Source organism: Pontibacter arcticus (assembly GCF_003284895.1).
Taxonomy (GTDB): Bacteria; Bacteroidota; Bacteroidia; order Cytophagales; family Hymenobacteraceae; genus Pontibacter; species Pontibacter arcticus.
In genome coordinates this window covers 504263-526265 of record NZ_QMDV01000003.1, presented here as the reverse complement: position 1 = coordinate 526265, position 22003 = coordinate 504263, and the positions used below count along the sequence as shown (strand labels likewise).

General features: G+C 46.4%; 17 protein-coding genes. 11 read left to right on the top strand and 6 right to left on the bottom strand.

The features are described 5' to 3' along the window. Window positions 1-52: 52 nt before the first annotated feature. Window positions 53-2605, bottom strand: coding sequence for a M14 family metallopeptidase (locus DP923_RS11770; RefSeq protein WP_112306048.1), 2553 nt, complete (start codon window positions 2603-2605; stop codon window positions 53-55). Between the two features lie 239 nt (window positions 2606-2844). Here DP923_RS11770 and DP923_RS11765 point away from each other — a divergent pair, with 239 nt between their 5' ends. Both DP923_RS11765 and hisC read left to right on the top strand, forming a co-directional pair. Further along, entirely contained in the window at window positions 2845-3534 is a 690-nt protein-coding gene (locus DP923_RS11765; protein WP_112306047.1) for a TIGR02117 family protein, read from the top strand. 490 nt (window positions 3535-4024) lie between these two features. After that, on the top strand, window positions 4025-6172 hold the full coding sequence (gene hisC / locus DP923_RS11755) for a histidinol-phosphate transaminase (RefSeq protein WP_112306045.1): 2148 nt from the start codon (window positions 4025-4027) through the stop codon (window positions 6170-6172). Window positions 6173-6220: 48 nt separating this feature from the next. On the opposite strand, the gene DP923_RS11750 is transcribed toward hisC, so the two are convergent. Next, a complete protein-coding gene (locus DP923_RS11750) occupies window positions 6221-6796 on the bottom strand; it encodes an NUDIX hydrolase (protein WP_112306044.1) in 576 nt (191 codons plus the stop codon). Between the two features lie 249 nt (window positions 6797-7045). Beyond that, a complete protein-coding gene (locus DP923_RS11745) occupies window positions 7046-8116 on the bottom strand; it encodes a glycosyltransferase family 4 protein (protein ID WP_112306255.1) in 1071 nt (356 codons plus the stop codon). A 352-nt stretch (window positions 8117-8468) separates the two neighbouring features. On the opposite strand from DP923_RS11745, the gene DP923_RS11740 reads away from it, so the two are divergent. The 4 genes from DP923_RS11740 to DP923_RS11725 all read left to right on the top strand — a co-directional run bounded on the left by DP923_RS11740 (window position 8469) and on the right by DP923_RS11725 (window position 14373). After that, a complete protein-coding gene (locus DP923_RS11740; RefSeq protein WP_112306043.1) occupies window positions 8469-9068 on the top strand; it encodes a GNAT family N-acetyltransferase in 600 nt (199 codons plus the stop codon). A 52-nt stretch (window positions 9069-9120) separates the two neighbouring features. Then, window positions 9121-9705: a histidine phosphatase family protein gene (locus DP923_RS11735; protein ID WP_239021018.1), complete on the top strand. Its 585-nt coding sequence runs from the start codon at window positions 9121-9123 to the stop codon at window positions 9703-9705. Between the two features lie 255 nt (window positions 9706-9960). Further along, window positions 9961-12900 (top strand): SusC/RagA family TonB-linked outer membrane protein, encoded by a 2940-nt coding sequence (locus DP923_RS11730; RefSeq protein ID WP_112306041.1) that lies wholly within the window; start codon window positions 9961-9963, stop codon window positions 12898-12900. Window positions 12901-12918: 18 nt separating this feature from the next. Continuing rightward, window positions 12919-14373 (top strand): RagB/SusD family nutrient uptake outer membrane protein, encoded by a 1455-nt coding sequence (locus DP923_RS11725; protein ID WP_112306040.1) that lies wholly within the window; start codon window positions 12919-12921, stop codon window positions 14371-14373. Window positions 14374-14433: 60 nt separating this feature from the next. Here DP923_RS11725 and surE read toward each other — a convergent pair whose 3' ends face one another. Next, a complete protein-coding gene (gene surE, locus DP923_RS11720) occupies window positions 14434-15207 on the bottom strand; it encodes a 5'/3'-nucleotidase SurE (protein ID WP_112306039.1) in 774 nt (257 codons plus the stop codon). A 119-nt stretch (window positions 15208-15326) separates the two neighbouring features. On the opposite strand from surE, the gene DP923_RS11715 reads away from it, so the two are divergent. The 4 genes from DP923_RS11715 (at window position 15327) to DP923_RS11700 (ending at window position 19547) form a co-directional block, all read left to right on the top strand. Further along, complete coding sequence (locus DP923_RS11715; RefSeq protein ID WP_112306038.1) at window positions 15327-15938, top strand: mechanosensitive ion channel protein MscS; 612 nt, start codon at window positions 15327-15329, stop codon at window positions 15936-15938. Between the two features lie 39 nt (window positions 15939-15977). Then, on the top strand, window positions 15978-16421 hold the full coding sequence (locus DP923_RS11710; protein ID WP_112306037.1) for a DoxX family protein: 444 nt from the start codon (window positions 15978-15980) through the stop codon (window positions 16419-16421). Window positions 16422-16985: 564 nt separating this feature from the next. Further along, window positions 16986-18737 carry a M14 family zinc carboxypeptidase gene (locus tag DP923_RS11705; protein ID WP_112306036.1) on the top strand — a complete coding sequence of 584 codons (1752 nt, stop codon included), beginning with the start codon at window positions 16986-16988 and terminating at the stop codon, window positions 18735-18737. 177 nt (window positions 18738-18914) lie between these two features. Beyond that, on the top strand, window positions 18915-19547 hold the full coding sequence (locus DP923_RS11700) for a nitroreductase family protein (RefSeq protein WP_112306035.1): 633 nt from the start codon (window positions 18915-18917) through the stop codon (window positions 19545-19547). Window positions 19548-19667: 120 nt separating this feature from the next. Here DP923_RS11700 and DP923_RS11695 read toward each other — a convergent pair whose 3' ends face one another. Both DP923_RS11695 and DP923_RS11690 read right to left on the bottom strand, forming a co-directional pair. Next, window positions 19668-20363, bottom strand: a complete 696-nt coding sequence (locus DP923_RS11695) for a hypothetical protein (protein WP_112306034.1) — start codon at window positions 20361-20363, stop codon at window positions 19668-19670. Between the two features lie 66 nt (window positions 20364-20429). Beyond that, window positions 20430-21017 (bottom strand): DUF3267 domain-containing protein, encoded by a 588-nt coding sequence (locus DP923_RS11690; protein ID WP_112306033.1) that lies wholly within the window; start codon window positions 21015-21017, stop codon window positions 20430-20432. Window positions 21018-21099: 82 nt separating this feature from the next. Here DP923_RS11690 and DP923_RS11685 point away from each other — a divergent pair, with 82 nt between their 5' ends. Then, window positions 21100-21870, top strand: a complete 771-nt coding sequence (locus DP923_RS11685; protein WP_165838183.1) for a DUF2490 domain-containing protein — start codon at window positions 21100-21102, stop codon at window positions 21868-21870. Window positions 21871-22003 lie beyond the last annotated feature (133 nt).

Below are 22003 nucleotides of genomic sequence, written 5' to 3'. Positions count from 1 at the left end.
AAAAAGGCGCTTCCAAACCAAAGTATGAAAGCGCCTTTTTAAAGTATAAATTTTACTGCCCGACCAGAAAAACGGCGTTTCCGAACAGCAGTTTGCCGCTGTGCCAGAAGCCTCTGAAAAGCGGGTTATCAGCCATGTACACCACCTGGCCGCGGCCAAGTTCCTGCGATCCCAGAATTAAAGCATCCTGCAGTTTCTCGCGGACGCGCTGGCCTACAAAACCCGACGTATAGTTATCCTTTTTAAGCACACCTACGTTCCAGCCTTCCTTCATAAAATCAAATGTATTGGAAGATCGCACCAAGGCATAATAGGTATCGCCGTAGCCAAAAGCCAGCGGGTGGGTGCGGTCCAGGTTAACCTTGAAAATACTGCCCTGTACTTCGCCGTGCAGGACATCGCGCTCGCGGTCGCCGTAGGCTTTCAGGTAATCGTACATATTCTCTTTTTCTTCTTTTTTGCTGGTTGCCGGGGCTTCCTCTCCTTTACGTTTCAGGTTGAAATCTTTTTTACCGGCCAGAAAAGCCGCCGCACTTTCCATCGCGATCAGTTTGCCACCCGCGCGTACCCAGGTTTTTACTTTCTCCAGCATATCGTCGTTTAACACGCGGCCATAAGAACCAGACGGAAGTATAAGTACATCAAATTCGGTAAGTGGTACCGTACTGAAATAGGATGTGTTAAGTACCGTAACCGGGTAATTTATCTGCTGCTCGAAGTAATGCCATACTTCCCCGAAGGCGTTAGATGAGATTCCTTCGCCGGCCAGTAACGCTACTTTCGGCATTTTGAGGTAACGCACGCTACCCGAGCCCAGGTCGTTGCCGCTGGTTACAAAACCTGTCGTGGTTGCTGCCAGTTCTACGTTGTGTTTCTGCGCAGCAGCACGCACCATTTCGTCCAGTTTAGCGCCTAGTTTTTCGTTGCCGGTTCGGGTAATGATCAATGTGCCGGCCTCGTAGGTTTGTCCATCTGTTTCAAAAGGATTTTCAGCCATGCGCACTTTTATATTCTGCTGCATTAGCTCCGTTAAAAAAGTAAGGTCAGACAAACTGTTCCAGCGCGACAGGTAAGCATACGGGCGCTCGGTGGTTATACTTTTGGAGGTGGTTGCAGCAGGTTGTTCGCTGCCGGGCTCCATGCGTGACGTTAAGGCGTATGCTTCCAGGCCAAACGCATACGGCATCGCCCAGGAAGTAATATCGTAAGTCAGCGAATCTTCCAGCGCCGATTTCGGCTCGAACAACACTTTCACCAACGTCGATTTTGGCTGGTACATACTGATCACGACATCGTTTGGCTCTACTTTTATACTTCCGTTTTTGCCGGTTGCGTAGTTAAAGCCGCGTGCTGAGGTGCGTTTGCCCGCATAGCCGTATTTAATGCCTTGTTTGCTGAGGTATTCGGTCAGGGCTTTTACATTGCCGGTAGTGGCAGGTGTTGCTTTAATAACGAACGCTTTGTAGTCGCCGCCCGGTTTTTTGAGGTTGTTATCGTAGTACTTCCGGAATTCTGTTTTCAGCTGATCTGCTTTTTCAGAGGAGGCCTGGATGGTGGCTTTGCTGGCGGCTACGTGGTGGGCAATACGGTCGGTTAATGTTAACGTATCGCCATCTGATTTGGCATAAGCCAGTCCGGCCCGGCCTGATCCGCCTTGTTCGTAGGTCATGCCGATGGCACCGTTAAAGGTTGGCCAGGTATCGCCGTAACTCGGGTAAAACAGATCGAAGCTCTCGCGGGTAAAATACAGCCAGTTATTTTTATCGAAGTAAGAACGGTTATAATCGCCGATGGTATTCTGGAACTGGCGCTGGAACGGCGTTATACTTTCGTGGAACGGCTTGGCTGCAGGCGAAAAATAATACGGAGCATCCACTCCCATCTCATGGAAATCGGCGTGCACCTGCGGCAACCAGTTGTTGTAAACGGCCAGGCGTTGTTTTGATTCTACTTGTGTTTGCCAGGCCCAGTCGCGGTTCAGGTCGAAGTAATAATGGTTTGGCCTGCCGCCTGGCCAAGGCTCGTAATGCTCCCAGGCAAACGGCGAGGCATTGCCGCCCCGGTTGGATGCCTGCTTGTACCACTGCACATAACGCTCGCGCCCGTCCGGGTTCACGCAGGGGTCCAGCAGTACAACGGTATTTTTCAGCCACTCCTGGCTCTGGGTATTCTTCGGATCAACCAAATCATACAACACCTGCATCACCGATTCAGAACTAACCGATTCGTTGCCGTGCACGTTATAGCTCATCCAGGTAATGACAGGCTGGTTTCCTTGTATTTGCCCGTTCTGAATGCTGGCTTGTTTCAGGTTATTTTCCCGGATCTGCTCCAGGCGCGGCAGGTTTTCTTCGGAGGCCACATACGCCAGCATCAGCGGCCTGCCTTCGTAGGTTTTGCCGTACTGCTGCAGTTTTACTTTGCCGGGCATCTGCGTGGCTACGTGCTGCACATAATCGAGCAGGCGGCTGTGCGGTGTAAATTCTTCGCCTAATTCATAACCCAGAAACTGAGCGGGTGTCTGTAATTGCTGTTGTGCCCAGGAAACCTGTATGCAAAGCATCACAAGTATAAAAGCGACCGAGCGCTTCAGGGTGTGTATCATAGTAGTGCTGTTGAGGTAAAATTTGCGTCTGACCTTTTAAACGTAAAAGAACTAACAATTCAAAAATACTGAATTTATACTTAGATGCTAGGCGCGTTGTAACCGCACGGTCTGTTTCTTAAGTATAAGGTGGCTGCAACGTTATTTTAGCAGCACAAAATGCTTTTTTATACTTTTAAGTCTGATAAAGCGGCAAACCGTACTTTTATACTTCACCCCGAAACCGCGTATAGGTAGTTATGATCTCAAAAACAGGTAAGCCCTGCTGGCAACGGTTTCTTACAAACAAAGCTGAAAACCGCATTTATGGCTTGCTGTTCTGTTTATTTTTCAGCGCACCTTTTACCCAGGTACTGGCCCGGCCACATACAGCCTTACCAGATTCTGTTCAGCTTTTTGTAACCTCCAACGGTGTACACACCGAACTGGTTGTGCCTGTTAAAACTCCTTTTATAGATTGGCGTACCTTGCTGCCGCTCCAGCACTTTCCGAAAGCCGACAGCAGCTTTACGCATGTGGCTTTTGGCTGGGGCAACCGCCGCTTTTTTATCGAAACGCCGGAGTGGGGCGACCTTAAACTGCATGTGGCCCTGTATGCCGCTTTCTGGCCGGGCACCACAGCCATGCACGTAGAGTACATTCCTAAACCCCTGGCCCCAACTAAAAAGCAGCGCCCGTTTATGGTATCGCAGGCACAGTACAAAAAGCTGATTGCCTACATCAAAAATTCTTTCCGGCAGGAAAATAGCCGGTTTGTATATATTCCGGATGCCAGCTACACCGATTATGATAGTTTTTACGAAGCAAATGGCCGTTACTATGTACTCAAAAACTGTAACTACTGGGTAAATGCGGGCTTAAAAGAGATGGGTATAAAATCCGCCTGGTGGGCACCTTTTCCTTATACCATCATGCGGCATTACAGGTAGGCCCTCATAGAAAAACCCCGGCGTTGCTGCCGGGGCCTTAATTATACTAAACACAAAAAATCCTATTTCAAAAGAAGCATTTTAAATTTAATGCTCCCGTTTGTGAAGTAACATTACCAGGTGTGCTTTCAGTTTCATAAATTTCTATTCCAGTCTTTTTCTTACTCCGGCAGCCTCTATACTATCCCTGATTTTTATACTCATACCGGGTATGCTGGCGGCTTAAGTATATCTTTTATGCCTGCTTCGCTTTTCAATTTTACCCAGAACAAGTTTGCCCTTATTTTAGAGCTGATTCTTAATTTTGTATTCGAATTATCTAAGAATGTATATACATCCTTCTACTTATCGATAAAATTTATAAAAGTATACTTCCTAGTTTCCAGCTATTTAGGAAGAACGAGATCTTTGCAGAACCTGAATGATTGCTTATAACTAAGTATATCTATAATTTAATTTTATATTCCGCATGATTTAACTCCTCTACCTGATGTCTCAAACAAACTTTACAACTTTTACCGCTGCCGCCAACGAAAACCTGTTTGGTATTTCGCCGCGTGTAACTACTTCTATTGGAAATGCTTTAGCACAACTGCACAGCTATCCGGCTCCGGATGCTGAGGTGCTGTGCAGTGCCCTAGCCCAGCACCTCCACCTGGCGTCAGACCAGGTACTGGTCGGGAGTGGTTCTGCCGAACTGATCTCGCTTTTGGTACGCACCTTTTGCCAGCCATTTGCAACAAGCAGTATACTGACCGTGGCCCCAACTTACCCCCTGTATGAGCTGGAAGCCAAAGCCCTCGGAATCCAATTTACGGTGGCCCCGCTTACGAGCAACTTTGGTTTTGATGTGGAAGGCATTTGCAGCAAAGTAAACGAAACAACCAGAATCTGTTTTATAGCCAACCCCAACAACCCAACCGGCAATTACCTTAAAAAAGAAGAACTCCAATACCTGCTGCACGCATTGCCACCGCATGTAACTGTGGTTCTGGACGAGGCTTATACCGAATATGTAACAGCGCCGGATTTTGTTTCTGCGCTGCCTTATTTACCACAGTATCCAAACCTGGTTATACTGCGCACTTTCTCCAAAGCGTATGGTATTGCCTCTTTGCGGGTTGGGTATATGCTGGCTCAAAAAGAACTACTCTCTAAAGTAAAACAGGTAAAACAACCCTTTAATGTAAACCATCTTGCCCAGGTGGCCGCCCTTGCCGCACTCGAAGACCAGGAGCACCTGGCGTATACCCTGGAACAATCTGCTATCGGTAAGGCACATTTGCAGCATATTTTAACGGAGCTGGGTGTGCATTGGTGGCCATCCGAAGGTAATTTTCTGTTGATGGATGCCGGCCTGCCTGCTGCTCCTCTTTTTGAACAACTTGCCCGAAACGGCATACACGTCCGCGCTACTCAGGATACATCCGCGTTGCGCATAACTGTCGGCCCCAAGCAGCACCAGGATTACCTGCACCAGCAATTAAAAGCCATACTTGCCCCGGAACATAGCTGGGAGAACGCTTCGCTGAAACACATTTTAACAACTGGTGAGGCATTTTTAAACGGAACAGAGGCCGAAAAAGAAGCGGCCCTGCTGGCTTTAACCAACTTTACTTCGGATAATGGTACGGCCCAGGAACGCATTGCATTGGCTTTTGCGCGTGCTTTTAGTGCCTGCCTGCAATCAGATACCAACCACTCCGGCAACCTGTACAGCAGTACTTATGGCGTAACCGATATGATCTCCGCTTTTGGCGTTTTTATCAAACAGACACCATTGGTTACGTTCGGCCACCTGTTCTCGAACCTCACTATTTACGAAGCAACTGCACAGGCTACCAACATCCACATCCTGGACCTGGGGATTGGCAGTGGCCTGCAATGGCTGCACTTGCTCGATAGGCTGGCTGAAAGAAAAGACGCTGACCTGACTATAAAACTAACCGGTATCGATATTCCGGCTGCAGGCGAGGATCCGGGTCTGAGGCTGCGCGAAACCGGCGATCGCCTGGCACATCATGCGCAGGCACTTGGCCTTAATTTCAGTTATACTTTCCTGGCGGCACCTTTGGAAGCTGTGAACCTGCAGGAGCTGGTATTTGATGTTGACGAAACGCTTGTTGTGAATTCAGCTTTCACCCTGCACCATATCCCGGACCAACTGGTAGCTTTACCAGACCAGCGCGACCGCGTTCTGAAACAGATTGCTGCTTTAAAGCCTGCCGTTTTTACCTTAACAGAACCGGATTCTGAACACAACAAACTACAGTTTATGCCACGCCTGCGCGAATCGTTGCGCCATTACTATACTGTTTTTGATGTGCTGGATACCTTACTGCCCGCTGAGTTGCCGGAGCGCCGCGTAATTGAGCAGGAGTTTTTTGGCAGAGAGATCATCAATGTTATTTCCTGTGAAGGAAGTGAGCGTGTAGAGCGGCACGAGCGCAACGAAGCCTGGCAAAGGCGCCTGGTACGAACCGGTTTTTCTGGCGCTGCTGTTACAGCAACGCCAGAACAGTTAATAGGCACTTTGCAGCTTCACGCTAACTTTAGTGTAGTGCCAAATGGAGCCGGCTATACGTTATGCTGGAACGGTACGCCTGTGGTAGCCGCCACCGTCTGGAAAGCATTGTGATACATTTACACCAACGGCCATCTAACTTATAGATGGCCGTTGGTTTTTTTAATGGATACTTTCGTGTTTAGTGGCGTTTAATTTAGTGAGCGCCAGCAGGCAAAGTGCCACCGAACCCGACACATTTATTTTACCCTGCAGCACCATACTTTCTACTTCGGCAAGCGGCACCTGCAGCACTTCTATACTTTCAGATTCGTCCAGGTCCTGTTCAGCAATTTTGTGGCAGTTGCGCGCCAGGTAGAAATAAATCTTGTTGGTGTCTTTGGTAGGGTTATCGATCACTTCGAGCAGCAATTCCATACTTTCGGAAGTATAACCGGTTTCTTCCAGCAACTCGCGGCCGGCAGCTTCGGCTGGGTTTGTTTCGCCTTCATCAATTACACCGCCGGGCAGTTCTGTAAAGATATTTGCCGCAGCGTGTTTGTATTGCCGCACAAAAATAACCTGCCCGTCGGCCGTAACCGGAAAAGTAAGCACCACATCAGGCCGAACGCTCACATAATAATCATCCAGCACCATACCATTTGGTAATTCTACATGGTCGCGGCGCAGTCTGTACCACTTCTCATCCACTACCAGTTCCGATTTCAGTGTTTTCCAGGGCAGAGGTTCGTGTTTCATACTTTTTATACTTTTAAAAACGCTGCAAGTATACAGCACAAAACGTTACCGCTGCACCTGCCATCACCAAGATTCTTTTTAGTTAAGCAATTTCTATTTCAATTGCTGCCTCCGGAAAATGACAGCAGTAGCAATCCAGGTTTTATACCTGATAGAGACTTTAAAGGATAGAAAAGCAAAAGGCCAGGAAGTATAAACTGAGTTGTTCTAACCCAGTTTATACTTTCTGGCCCTCACTAATTTTATTGATTACGCGGTAACGGCGGTACGCATCAGTTGGCGGTACACGTGGTCGTAGTCCTGCACCATCGGGTCAGAAGTATAGCCATGCGAGCGTTTTACGGAGCGGCAAGCCATGATATTGCGGCTGAACTCATCTTCGATCAGGTTGTTAATCGTGTCCCGTATTTCGTCTGCATCGTTCGGGTTTACATACTTGGCGGCGTTGCCCCATACTTCGGCCAGCGTATCTGTTTTGCCCACCACCAGCGCGCACCCTGACATGGCTGCCTCCAGCACTGTTAAACCAAATGGCTCATACTTGGCAGGCAATGCATAAATAGATGCCCGGGATAACCAATCGGAAACTTCTTTTTCGGAAAGCTGACCCAGAAAATGTACGTTCTCCAGGTCCATGGTCTGGCCTGTTACAGGGTGCTTGTCGTCTCCGGCAATGTACACCGGCCAGCTAAGGTCCGAAGCAATATGCGCCAGCGTTGAAATATTTTTAGCTTCGTCCCAGACGCGGCCTATGCTAAACACGAACGGCTCTTTTTTACCGAACTGGAAACTATGCTGCCCGCGGCCGTTGTAAATTACAGTACGGGCTTTAAATGGTCCGTAAAGTTCTTCCGCCTGGCTCATAAGCGCCTGCGTAGGGGCCACCACCATATTGGCTGCCTGCAGTCCTTTGGTTACCATTTCACGGTAGGTGCCCCATTCTTTCGGGGCTTCTTCTCCTTTCACGGCGCGCCACCACGACATCACACACGAATGCACCACCACCACTACCGGCACGCCCCAGTTCAGGCTGCCATGCACCATGTTGTTCAGGTGCACGATGTCGGGCTGTACTTCCTGCTTTAACTGCAGCAGCCATTCGCCGGCCTTTTCCACATCCTCCCAGGGGTTATCCATCCACTCCAGTTTATACTTGCTTTCATGCAGGGTAACGGTTCCTATTTCTTCTGCCTGCTGCCTTTGTTCCTCGCTGAGCGGTGCGCCCATGGTAGCCAGGGCTACTTTGGTGCCGAAAGGTGCCAGTGCCCGGATAAGCTCCAGCGAATAATTCCATACACCGCCAACGGTGTCAGTAGTCATTAAGATCTTTGAAGGATGATGTGCTTCCATGAGATTATGTTTTGTAAAGTTTGTCCGATAGTTCGTTCTATTCTTAATTCTGATGCTTCTTTAAAAAGGCAGCGCTACAGTTGTAAGTGCCTTGCCTTATTTAATTTAGTTGGATGATATGGTGTACTTTCCGGGAAAAACTATAAAATTCTAATTATTATTCAATTTCGTAGTAATGTAAGCTAAAACGTAGTATGTTTAGCAAGGGTTATGGCTTCTGATACTTCTTGGCCCAAAAATTTTGGATTAATTTAAAAAGGCTGTTCACTGGCTTTCTTCGTACTAAAATGTTTTACTTATTTCAGCGTTTCTCTTGTGTTATATGGCTGCCTTCGTTTTTGAAAAAGACATCATTTTAGAACATCCTGCCGTTTTGCTTCGCCCCTTCCGGATGCACGATTTAGCTGATCTGGAAAGTATAGCTTTAGACCAATCGCTTTGGCAGCATACCGTTACAAGTATAAATAACCCGCAGCAGCTGTTAGAATGGGGCAAATCTGTTTCTGAAAACCGCTTGCAGCGCCAGCGCTATACGTTTGTGATAGTGGAAAAGCAATCCGGTAAAGTAGTAGGCAGCACCGGTTTTCTGCATATTTCGGAGCAGGATAAGCGCCTCGAGATCGGTTCTACTTTTCTGGGCAAAGCCTGCCAGGGCAGCGGCCTGAACAGGATCTGTAAATTTCTTTTGTTTTCGTATGTTTTTGAGACGCTGCAGTTTGAGCGTGCCGAACTTAAAACCGATGTGCTGAACCTGCGCTCCCGCAAGGCCATGCTGAAAGTGGGTGCCACCGAAGAAGGTATACTCAGGAGCCATACCTTGATGCACGACGGCAGAAGGCGCGATACCATTTATTACAGCATTTTAAAACCCGAATGGGAAACCATCAAACAAACTATTTTCGCTGATCTGCTTGCCGGTTAGTTGCCACGCCGGTTTCTGCGTATACTTCCCCGAATAAAAAAATGCCCTGTGCGTGGAAGAACAAGCCTCTGAACTTCGAATTTTCCTGATCCGCCATGCCCGGCCGCTGGTACCTGACCAAGGCTGGTTTAGTGCCAGCACTGCCCGCACCTATATTAATGACTACGATGCCGCCGCTGTAGAAGCGTTTGTCTTGCAGCACGAGTCCATTCCTTATCAGCACATCACCAAAGTATATTGCAGTTCTTTAATAAGGTCTCAGTTAACGGCGAAGGCTATTTTTGGGGAGCAGGTAACACTGGTTGCCAGCCCCGAATTCAGGGAGTTTGAACGTAAAATAGCTCCACTGCCCTGGCTGCGCCTGCCTATTAAGCTCTGGTTGGTGCTTGCACGCGTATTGTGGTTTCTGGGCTTTAATAAACGCGGCATCGAAAGTTTTAAGCAAGCCCGCCAGCGTGCCCGAAGGTGTGCCCTGCTGCTTGCCCAGGATGCACAAACCAACCAAAACACCATACTGGTGGCGCACGGTTTACTTAATCATTTTATCAGGAGGGAGTTGCTGAAACTGGGCTGGACCGATAACCTGAAAGAAGGGCACGGCTTTGTAGCTGTAAATGTAGTAGTCAAAAAAGCATAGACTTCTTATTCAGAACGGTTTACACCTTATTTTCCTGTACTAATAAATTTTCCGGAACGAAACCTCCTCTATAAGCTTAAAGTATAAAGGATATGATAACTTTATCTACATTTTATTTTACTATTTAAGGAAGACAGTATTTCCCTCCATGGTCTTCCTGCCCTACGGTTCCTGCCAAATTCTTAGCAGGTAAGAGTTTGATACATTACGCTACAGGCTTTACCCACTTCACTAAATTTAAAACCCACACAACCAATGAAAAAGATTTTACTCTTAAGTATAATCTTGTGTTTTGCGCTTATAGGAAGCGTATGGGCACAAACCCAGACTGTAACGGGCAGGGTTACAAGCACCTCCGATGGGAGTGCGTTACCCGGAGTTACCGTGCTGGAAAAAGGGACTACCAACGGAATTACCACAGGAGCTAACGGAGAGTTCAGCCTGACGGTACAACCCAATGCTACGCTCGTGTTCCGGTTTATTGGCATGACAGCTCAGGAAATACCTGTTGGCGGCCGCACAAGTATAAATGTGCAACTCGCTCCGGACCAAAGGCAGTTAGAGGAAGTGGTGGTAACAGGTTATACTGTTCAGAACCAACGGGAGGTTTCAGGCTCTATCTCAACTGTAAAATCAGCAGAAATAAGCCAGGTACCGATCGGCTCATTTGACCAGGCACTCCAGGGAAGAGCCCCCGGGCTTTTAATTCAGGCACAATCCGGGCAGCCAGGCGCTGCTGCCAATGTGATCATCCGTGGGCGAGGTTCTATACTTGGTGATAGTGATCCCCTCTATATTATGGATGGCGTACAAATTACTGCTGCAGACTTTGCCACCTTAAACCCACAGGATTTTGAAAGCATTTCCGTTTTAAAAGATGCAGCTTCTACTTCTATTTATGGCTCAAGAGGTGCTAACGGTGTGATTGTAATTACTACTAAAAGAGGACGAACCGGTAAAACACTTATAACTTACGACACCCAATTCGGATTCTCAAACGCTCCTGATAACAAACTGGAAGTTATGAGCTCTGCAGAAAAGCTGGATTACGAAGTAAGAAACGGAAACCCTTATGACTGGTCTGATGCGGATGTTGCAGAACTAAGCCAGGTAAACACTAGTTGGGAAGATGTTTTCTTTAGAACAGGAAAAACCCAAAATCATACGCTAAGCGCTTCAGGTGGCTCTGATAAAACTACTTTCTTCTTATCTGGCTCTGTATTTAACCAGTCTGGTATTGTCAGGAATACTGAGTTGAACAGATATACTGCCCGCGCAAATGTAGAGTCTTCTGCCGGCAATTTTGATTTTGGCATTAATTCTACTTTCGGTTATTCTGAATTTAACAACACTACCGAAAACGATGCCTTTATTGGAAGCCCGCTAAACGCCATCCGCTGGACAAACCCGTACGAAACGCCCTACGATGATGAAGGAAATTATACCGTAATCACATCCGGACAGCCCAACGCCTTACAGGAACTTTTAGAGAACCGACGCGAACGACAGCAGATGCGGGGCATAGGTAACATTTTTGTTAACTACAAGGCACCATTCTTAGAAGGCTTGAGCTTACGCACAAGCTGGGGCGGAGATTTTACATCGAACGAGTTCTTCACCTTTATAGACCCGACAACTTATAGCGGCCAGATTGCAGTAGGCCGTGCTGGTAGCCTGGCCCGCTCCTATCTAAAACGATTCAGGTATACCGGAACAACTTCTGTTTCCTATTCCACTTCTTTTAACGAAGACCATACGTTAACTGTAGCATTATTTAACGAAGTAGTAAAAGGCACTGTAAATAACTTCGGGTTTACAGGTTACGGCTTAAGAGGGCCTTTCGAAAACGAAGCAGGCATAACCCCCGGAAGTGCTGATAACGGATTTATACCGGCTGTAAATGGTTCAGGAACAGAAAACGCGTTGTTATCATACTTTGCTGATATCAATTATGGCTTCAAAAACCGTTATTTCTTAACACTTGGTGCCAGACGAGATGGCTCGTCGCGCTTTGGTGCAGACAGAAGATACGCAAATTTTGGAGCGGTTGGCCTGAGCTGGATATTCACGGACGAAGTATTTTTCTCTAATCTTCAGAGTGGTTTCCTTAATCAAGGTAAATTCAAGATCAGCTATGGCTCATCGGGCAACCAGTCAATAACCGATGATTTTGCTTCCAGAGAGCTATATACCCGTTCAGTTTATGGTGGCGTAAGCGGTCTTGTGCTTACAAACCTGCCTAATCCAACCCTGCAATGGGAAAGAAAAACCACCTTTAATACAGGCCTGGAGTTCACTTTCTTTAACGGCCGTTTAGGAGCTACAGCAGAGTTTTACAATAGTATAACTTCTGACCTGTTCCTAGACAGGCAATTATCCAGAACATCTGGCTTTGAGTCTTTAATTTCGAATGTTGGTGAGCTGCGCAACAGAGGTTTCGAATTTAGCCTTGAAGGGGATATTGTCGAGTCTACTGATTTTACGTGGAGTGCCAATGTCAGCTTAACTTATAACAAAAACGAAATCACGAAGCTAGTAGGAGAGCAAAACCAGATTGAAGACGGCCTTTTCATTAACAGGGTTGGCGAGTCGCTTAATTCATACTTCCTGGTTCGTTATGCAGGCGTTGACCCTGATAATGGAGATGCGCTTTACCTGAATCAGAACGGCGAAGAAACCAATGTGTATGACCCGAACGACAGAGTAATAGCCGGTTCTGCAGAAGCACCATTCTTCGGCGGCTTTGGTACCGCTCTTAGTTACAAAGGAATAACGGTAGATGCATTCTTTAGCTTTGTAAGAGGAAACGAAATCTATAATAACGACCGCGCAAATATTGAAAACCCGAATTACCTCTTTGATAACTTATCGAGAGATTTGCTGCGCGAATGGCAAAACCCGGGAGATGTTACCGATATCCCAAGCCCCTTTAATGCTTTCAATCCTGAAACTACCCGATTTATTGAAAGTGGCAATTTCCTGCGTCTCCGTAACGTCAATATCTCATATACTTTACCAAAGACACTAACATCCAGATTGAAGATCGAGAACATTAGGGTGTTTGCTCAGGGCCAGAACTTAAAAACCTGGACAGATTTTAAGGGCTTTGATCCGGAAATAGCAACTGGTACGTTGGTTGGCGCGCAATATCCGGCCTTACGAACAATAACTTTTGGTTTAAATGTCGGCTTCTAATCATAAGGAGATAAAAAAATGAAAATCAAACATATCTTAATAGCATTCATACTAAGCAGCACAGTGGGCGTTTCGTCCTGTGATGATGTACTTGATGTACAGCCTGAGTATGCAAAAGAGAGGCAAGATCTTTTTAACACGTTAGAGGATTACGAATTTGCACTAACCGGTGCCTATGCACGATTCCGACAAAGTGGCTATTTCAGTACCAACAACAATGGCCCGGGCTCCTACTCCCAAATGCCGGATGCTATGGCTGATAACTTTGTAGAAACCGGTGAATCATTAGCTAACTACACTGTTCTGACTGATTGGTTTTACGCAGCTGATAACTCCTTAATCGATCAGACCTGGCTGGCAACATATTCAGTCGTAAACCAGGCAAACGTAGTACTAAACAACATTGATGCCCTGGCAACAGAAGACCCTCAACGTGTTAACAGCATTAAAGGGCAGGCGCTGGCGATACGCGGTTTTGTACATTTCGATATTCTAAGGTACTGGGGAGTAGCTTTTGAGCGTAATTCAAGTGAGTTAGGTATTCCTTACGTTACAACAACTGATTATGAAGAACTACCATCCAGGCTAACTGTTAAAGAGACCTATGACAGGATTTTTGCAGATCTGGAGCAAGCCGAAGAATTGTTACAGGATGTGAACGCGCCTATCAATACTGCCGCAAGCAAATCTCGTATCGACCTGACTGCAGTTAGAGGCATCCTGGCCAGGGTAAATTTATATGCCGGAAACTATACTGAAGCAGAGCGCTATGCCTCGCTTGTAATAGATGCTGTGCCGCTTGCCTCCCGCGAAACTTTCCCTACGATCTGGACGGATGCTTCCAACGCTGAGGTTTTATGGTCTATCGCTTTTAATGCGGGAGAAGGCAGCCCGGCTCAGAATTTATACTTCGCAAGTGGCAACCGCAATTCGTATGCACCCTCCTCTGAAGTTGTGGAAGCTTACTCAGAAAATACGGATGTCCGGTATCCTACTTATTTCAGGGAGATTGCATTCAGAGGAACTCCAAGATTAGTATTCAGTAAATACATTGGCAGAGGTACAGCGCGCGATAACCTTGTTAATTTTAAAGTTTTGCGTGTAGCTGAAATGTACCTGATCCGCGCAGAAGCAAGAGCACGCGCAGGATCTAACGCAGCAGGTGCTTCACAAGATCTGAACACATTACGCGCTGCCAGAATAAGCAATTATGTACCTGTTGTATTAACGGGCCAGCCACTACTCAATGCTATTGAGCTGGAGCGCCGGAAGGAGCTTATCGGGGAAGGCCACAGATGGTTTGACCTGAAGCGAACTACAAGAAATCTGGTCAGAGTGGATTGCTCTGCTCCAGATGAAGCTTCCTGTACGTTACCACCAGATGCAAGAGAATGGGTATGGCCCATACCACAAAGTGAAATTATTGCTAACCCCAACTTAGCAGGCCAGCAATCGCCAAACTACGGTAGTTAAAGTGGTCTACCGGTATTCATAAAAAAGCCCCGGCTATACTTGCCGGGGCTTTTTTATACGTTAAAAATTCCATTCATTTAAACGCACAATGGCGTGGTGGGCGGTCAGGTCGTACTGGCAGGGCACTACCGATATGTAATTGTTTACCAATGCCCACTCGTCCGTATCTTCTCCTTTATCGAAGTTCACGAAGCTGCCCGTCATCCAGAAATAGCGGCGGTTGTTCGGGTCGAGGCGCTCGTCAAACTCTTCCTGCCATTTGGCGTGTGCCTGCCTGCATACTTTTATACCTTTAATCGGCTCGTTGCTTTTCTTCGGGAAGTTTACGTTAAGCGTGGTATTGCTTGGTATTTTATGCTCCAGCGCCTGGCGGATGATCTGCTCTACATAATCTGGGATATGCGAAAAATCAGCGTCGTGGCCGTAATCGCAAAGTGAGAAACCAATCGCTGGCAAGCCTTCTATCGCAGCTTCAATGGCAGCCGACATCGTACCGGAATATAAAACGCTGATACTGGAGTTAGAACCGTGGTTAATGCCGCTCACAACTAAATCCGGTGTGCGGTCTTTCAGTACATAATATTTTGCCAGTTTCACACAGTCGGCAGGTGTGCCGGAGCATTCGTAGGCTTCCACACCCAGGTCAGCAAAAGCAATGGATTTATCGAGGCGCAGCGTATTGCCGATGGTAATGGCGTGCCCCATTCCCGACTGCGGACTATCCGGCGCTACAACTACAACTTCTCCTATGCGCATGGCCACTTCTACCAGCATGCGTATGCCGGGAGCCGTTATGCCGTCGTCGTTCGAAACTAAGATCAATGGTTTTGCCATTCTATTATTTTTATGTGAGGGATAATAAAATAAACGAATAAAGATTTCGTGCTAAGATACGACAACCTGCCACTGCACATCAAGGTTTAACCTTAAAATAAAAAGATGAAAACCATAACATGCTCAAGAACATAGGCTACGCTATTTTGCTGGGTGTGGGCATGGCCGCCTGCCTTTCCGAAAGCGAATCAGAAAATACCACAGCCACCACCCCACAACCAGAAGAAATGGTGGCCGAAGAAAGTATAAAACCTGAGCCAGATCCTTTGGAATTTATACTGGCAAAAGGCCGCGCCGGAAGTATAAAAATCGGGAGGCCCGTTACCGAAATCCGTAGCAATATTCCGGCAGGTTTTACCATAAAAGATACCGTTCTGCTACAGGAAGGCACGGAAGCCACTGCCTATGTACTCCGCCCTGAAACCGAAAGCAAAGGCATTGTAATAGAACAAACCTGCGAACCGGATTGCAAGGTATGGCGCATTGCAGTTAATAGTCCGGCTTACAAAACAGCAGCCGGCATTGGCATTGGCTCCAAGTATGGCGAGGTGCAGGCCCGCTACCCGATCAGTTTTGTTGGCTTGGGCGAGGGCATTTTTGTAGCAGTTTCGGAAGAGGCCGGCTTTTCGTTTATACTTGATACCGCGCAACTACCCAAGCATAGGTTACACAAGTTAAAGCCTGCCGATGTACCAGCCAATACCCTTGTAGAAGGCATTTTGGTATATTAACATTTTGTGATATTGCAACAAAACAGTATACTTGCTTTTATGATGATAATCAGACATCGCTACGCTGCCAAAAACACAGGTTTATTGCTGTTACGGGTTGGCATTGGCTTTATGTTTATACTACATGGCTGGCCCAAAATGATGGGCGGTGCACCGCGTTGGGAAATGATCGGGCAAAGCATGGAATTGTTCGGGGTCGGGTTTGCACCTATGTTCTGGGGCTTTATGGCTGCTTTTGCTGAGACGGTGGGTGGCTTGCTGCTGATGCTGGGTTTGCTTTTCAGGCCGGCCTGTTTCTTACTTTTTATAACGATGCTGGTGGCTGCGGCAAAACACGCTTTTGGCGGCGATGGGTTTGGCGGCTATTCGCATGCCCTGGAAGCGGCGATTGTGTTTTTCTCGCTGCTCTTTATCGGCCCCGGCAAGTATAGCCTGGATTATAATTTTTTCCGGAGCGAAAAAGACCGCAACAAGTACAGATAACTATTTCTGAAAGTATAAACAGAAGCCCGGGCTGCAAGGTCCGGGCTTTTTGATTGGCAACAATTCTACTTAAGTCGCGATTAACCCACCCCAATCCCCAATGCCATCAACTTAGGGATTTTATGCGCCGTTGTTGCGTCTTCTGACCAACAACTTGCTTTGTCTCTTCCGGATTTGCTAATCGCCCTCGCTTGCGTCCCGCGAGTGTAAGCTACCATCGGCCTCTGGCTGCTTTAGCTGCATGTTTATCACAAACGTGGCGGGACGCCACAGGTAACGCACACTCGCGGGACGCAAGCGAGGGTGGAAAGGCCATTCTATACTATATTATATCGGATTTATACTTTGAAACTGCCTCGTGTTCTGAATAATATAACCTGAACCTGTCGTTGTTGGTGTTATATCCGACAACTATACTTCACCCTTCTATGCTTGCTGGTGAAAACACACAGCAAGGGCAAGTTTATACTTTAAAAACCTGTTTTTAATGCTACGTTTTGCTGCAGTTTTACTTTTCTGGCTATAAATCCTTATTATTACAGCTACATCACCACGCAACTTATTATGCTGAAAACACTGCTTCTGGCCTCTCTCCTCTTTACGGGTGCGCCTGATAAAACAGACCTTAAAACACCCTACGAAAAAGGAAACGGCAACCAGACCGCCACTTACGAAGAAGCCATCAACTGGTACAAAAGCTTCGACAAGGCTTACGACGAAGTAAAAATGGTACCTTACGGTTACACCGATTCGGGGCGCTTGCTGCACCTGGTTATTGTTTCCACGGATAAGGATTTCGACCCGGCATCCATCAAAACAAAAAACAAACGCGTACTACTGATCCAGAACGGCATCCACCCTGGCGAGCCCGAAGGCATTGACGCGACCATGATGCTTGCCCGCGATTACCTGCAGGATAAAAACAAGCGCAAACAACTCGATAATGTGGTGCTGGCTATTATTCCGGTATACAACATTGGCGGCGCGCTAAACCGAAACAGCCACACACGTACCAACCAGAACGGGCCCGAAACATACGGTTTCCGGGGCAATGCCCGCAACCTCGACCTGAACCGCGATTACATAAAAACCGACTCGCGCAACGCCAAACTGTTCCACCTTATTTTCAGAGATTGGGACCCGGATGTGTTCATGGATAACCATACGTCGAACGGAGCTGATTACCAGCACGTGATGACATTGATTGCCACGCAGCACAACAAACTGAACCCGACACTGGCCAAGTACCTGACCGGCAAAATGGTGCCCACACTGTATAAAGGCATGCAGCAGGCCAAATTCCCGATGGTGCCCTACATGAACACTATTGCCGAAACGCCCGACAAAGGCATTGAAGGGTTTATGGAATCGCCGCGCTATGCAACGGGCTACACGGCCCTTTACAATACCATCGGTTTTGTGCCGGAAACGCACATGCTCAAGCCCTTCGACCAGCGCGTGCAGGCTACCTATAAGCTGATGGAAAACATGATCGAAACGGTTCACCGTGATGCCGACGAAATTGGCAGACTGCGCGCGCAGGCCAAAAAGGAAACCTTGCAGCAACAGGATTTCCACCTCAACTGGAAACTCGATACGACCAAAGTTGATAAAATTCCTTTCCTGGGATATGCGGCCAAGTATAAAACCAGCGAAGTAAGCGGCACCGAGCGTTTATACTATGATCGTAAAGCGCCTTACAGCAAAAACATCAATTACTACAACTCCTTCAACCCTACCACTACCGTACAAAAACCGGTTGCCTACATTATTCCGTACGCCTGGCACGAAGTGATCGATCGCCTGAAAACAAATAAAGTAGAAATGCAGCAACTGATCCGCGACACCACCGTGACGGTTGATACGTACTACATTACCGACTATAAAACCAGTCCGCGCGCGTACGAAGGCCACTACATTCATTCGGATATCAAAGTGGAAAAGCGAAGTATGGCACGCCAGTTTTTAAAAGGCGATTACGTGGTATACCTGAACCAGGAGGCTAACCGCTTTTTAGTGGAAACACTTGAGCCGCAGGCTATCGACTCCTACTTCGCCTGGAACTTCTTCGACTCTATTCTGATGCAGAAAGAGTATTTTTCGAGTTATGTATTCGAAGACCTGGCAGCCGACATTCTGAAGCAAAACCCGGAGCTGCGCGAGCAACTGGAGGCCCGTAAAAAAGCAGAACCAGAATTTGCCAAGAACGGCCGCGCCCAACTCGATTTTGTTTACCGCAACTCGCCGCACTACGAACCAACTCATAACATGTACCCGGTTGGCAGACTGATGCAAAATGTAAAGCTGCCGCTGTAAGTCTTAAGTTATTAAAAGTATAAATGCCACTAAATCAGGTGGCATTTATACTTTATGTACAGGTATTAAAAGCCTCACAAAAAAATTCCTGAAACTTATTAATAGCGTAAGCAGTTATTGTTTATATTTGCATGTACATACATTAATTGTATAGGTAACAACAATTATCCCTAAAATATGAGCCTTTTAGAAAATTTAAACTGGAGATACGCCACCAAACGCATGACTGGCGAACAAGTACCACAGGAAAAAGTAGACTACATTCTGGAAGCAACCCGTTTGTCGGCTTCTTCGATGGGGCTGCAGCCTTATACTATTTTAGTAGTAGAGGATATTGAACTGCGCAAGCAGATTCAGAAAGTAGCTTATAACCAACCGCAAATTGTGGAAGCATCGCACCTGCTTATTTTTGCAGCCTGGGATGATGTGACCGAAGCGCAGGTGGATGCTTATATGCAGAATATTGCAACTGTACGTGGCGTTCCGGTAGAGACGTTGGCTGATTTTAAAGGCAGTTTAATGGGCTCTGTGGTGAGCCGTACGCAGGAGCAAAAGTATGAATGGGCAGCCCGCCAGGCCTATATCGCTTTGGGTACTGCCCTTGCCGCAGCCGCCGAACAAGGTGTGGATGCTACGCCTATGGAAGGCTTTGATCCGGCTGGTGTAGATGAGCTGCTTAACCTGAAAGAAAAAGGCTTAAGAAGTGTAACAATGATGCCGCTGGGTTACCGCAATACCGAAACTGATTTCCTGGCAACTGCTAAAAAAGTACGACGCAACAAGGAAGAGCTTTTCTTAACCATTGCCTAAGTATAACTTAAGCTAAACCAGAAAAGCCACTGCCATTGCAGTGGCTTTTCTGGTTTATGGAAGTATGGGTTGCTTAGTTTGGATGATGTGCCTGTATTTAAAGGCAATTTTATATTTTAGTTAGTTTCTGAGCATATTTTTCAGTCTCAAATAGTATTCATAATCAGTCGATTTACCTGCTTTGTTTAGTAAACTTATAAGTGGTTCATAGTAACCGGTATGGAAAGGCTGAAGATTAAAAAGTTCAGTCATCGGAATTATTGCTTCTGTATAAGCTTCTTTCTGAACCAACTCATTTACTTTCATTGCAAGTGCACCTTCTTTTTTCTCATATAATTGCTGAAATGCTCCAGAGGCACCAACAGCAGTAATCACCACTACATCCTGAAAAAAAGAAGGCATCTTCTCAGTTGATAAATCATACCCTGCTTCATGTAAGTTAAACTGGATAGGAATTACAGCGTAAAAATGTTCTGCAGAATCATTGGTTACTTTCCACTTGCCTTTAGTCGTTTTGGCAACCCGGTTAAATTCATTTACAAAAACTTCATCTGCCTTGTTTAAGGCGCCTGTTTCAATAATATCACCACTCCTGGAGATTTTTAACACACCTATTATTGTACTTATTTTTTTAGCCGAAAAAGCTGCCTTTGGGTATCTTACATTCTTTGAAAAAACTTCAATTAATTCATTTTTACTACCAGTATAACTTGCCGCATTATGAAGTGAATTTAAGTCTTGGAGACTGATTTGAGCAAAGCAAGTATTGAAAAATAATGTTAGTGTAAAAATCAGAAAGCAAGTTTTTAAATTCATTAGCATATTTTGATTTGGCTGATTTAGTAAAATTATTAAACTTCTTAACAACTACACTTTCATACTTCAACTTTCCTTCACAAACACATAACAGCCAATTTTATCGGGATGATCCTGCACTCTATCTTCGGGTTTATACTTGCGCAGCATCCAGAGTATCAGTAAGTCGCCGCCTGCTGCAAACGAGAAAAACAAGCCTAACAGCAAAAGTATAATATTTCCGAAAGCAAGCCCCAGCAGCGCTGGCAGCAAACCCATTATCAGGCCGGGCATAGCGCCGCCTAGCATGTAGGCCCGCAGAGGCAGCATTTCTTTGCAATGGCAATAGGGCGTCAGCAGTTTCCAGTGGATGCCGTAGGAAATAGATTTTAGCCCGTTTTTGCAGAACGCCGCCCAGGTTAAACCATGTAATAATTCATGTAGTATCACCCCGAAAACAAGCACACCAACCAGCACAACCGGCGAAAATAAAAGCAGTGTTTTATAAAGTTTTACGGCCGCTTTCAGGTTATCCAACGCAAATTGCTCCTGCCACAAAATAAGATAAGGCGGCACATAAAGTATAAAAATAGGCACCAGAAAAAGTATGGCATACACATTAGCTCTGGCAGCGCTCATGGTTTCTTCTACTTGTTGGTAGCGTGGTTCTGGCATAAAAGCTAACTAAATGTGGTTGAATAAATATACCCGTTTAAACATTATACTTTATATTTGAAGTATGGTAAAGTTTAATAGCATGCGTTTTTTCGTACTTTTAACGACGATTTTTTTACATTCTATTGCATTTTCGGGCCAGGGCCAGGTTCAGGCACAAGCACCGGCCAAACGTCTCCAGGATTATAACCGAAATGTGTGGCTTGCTTACAACGGCGACCATAAAATTACAAGTAAATGGGGGCTCCATACCGAGGTTCAGTACCGCCGCGCTGATTTTCTGAAGAACCCAATGCAGCTTTTAGTTCGGAACGGCATCAATTATTTTCTGACGGATAATGCAATGCTGACCGCAGGCTATGTATATGCCAAAACGCATCCGTTCGGCGATTATCCTGCAGCAGCCATTACCCACGAAAACCGGCTTTACCAGCAGCTGCAGTTAAAAAACAGTCTCTCAATATTTGAGCTTACTCACCGCTACCGCCAGGAGCAACGCTGGGTAAAACCAGAAGGCGGGCAAAAACATACTTATACTAACCGCTCGCGTTACATGGTGCGGGCTACTTTGCCGCTTTCTGCTGCCGAAAACACCACACAGGCCTACCCTTACCTTACTGCCTCCAACGAAATCTTTGTAAACTTCGGGGAAAACGTACAGCAAAACATTTTCGACCAGAACAGGCTTGCATTTGCCTTTGGGTACCGGTTCAGTAAAGCCGCTACAGCTGAAGTAGGCTACATGCACCAGATTGTGCAACGGGCGAACGGCCTGGTGTTTGAGCGCAACCACTTACTGCAAGCTGGCTTTACTTATAACTTTGATTTCACGAAGAATAACACAGCACAGTAGCATATCACAAACAGCCAGGATTTTATACTTCGTAAGTTGGCATTGTATAATGGTTTCCACAATGCTCAGTATGAATGTGGGTTTTCCCGCTTATACTTTGTCCTTGCGCTTTAGCTTCATCGGCTTTAAATAA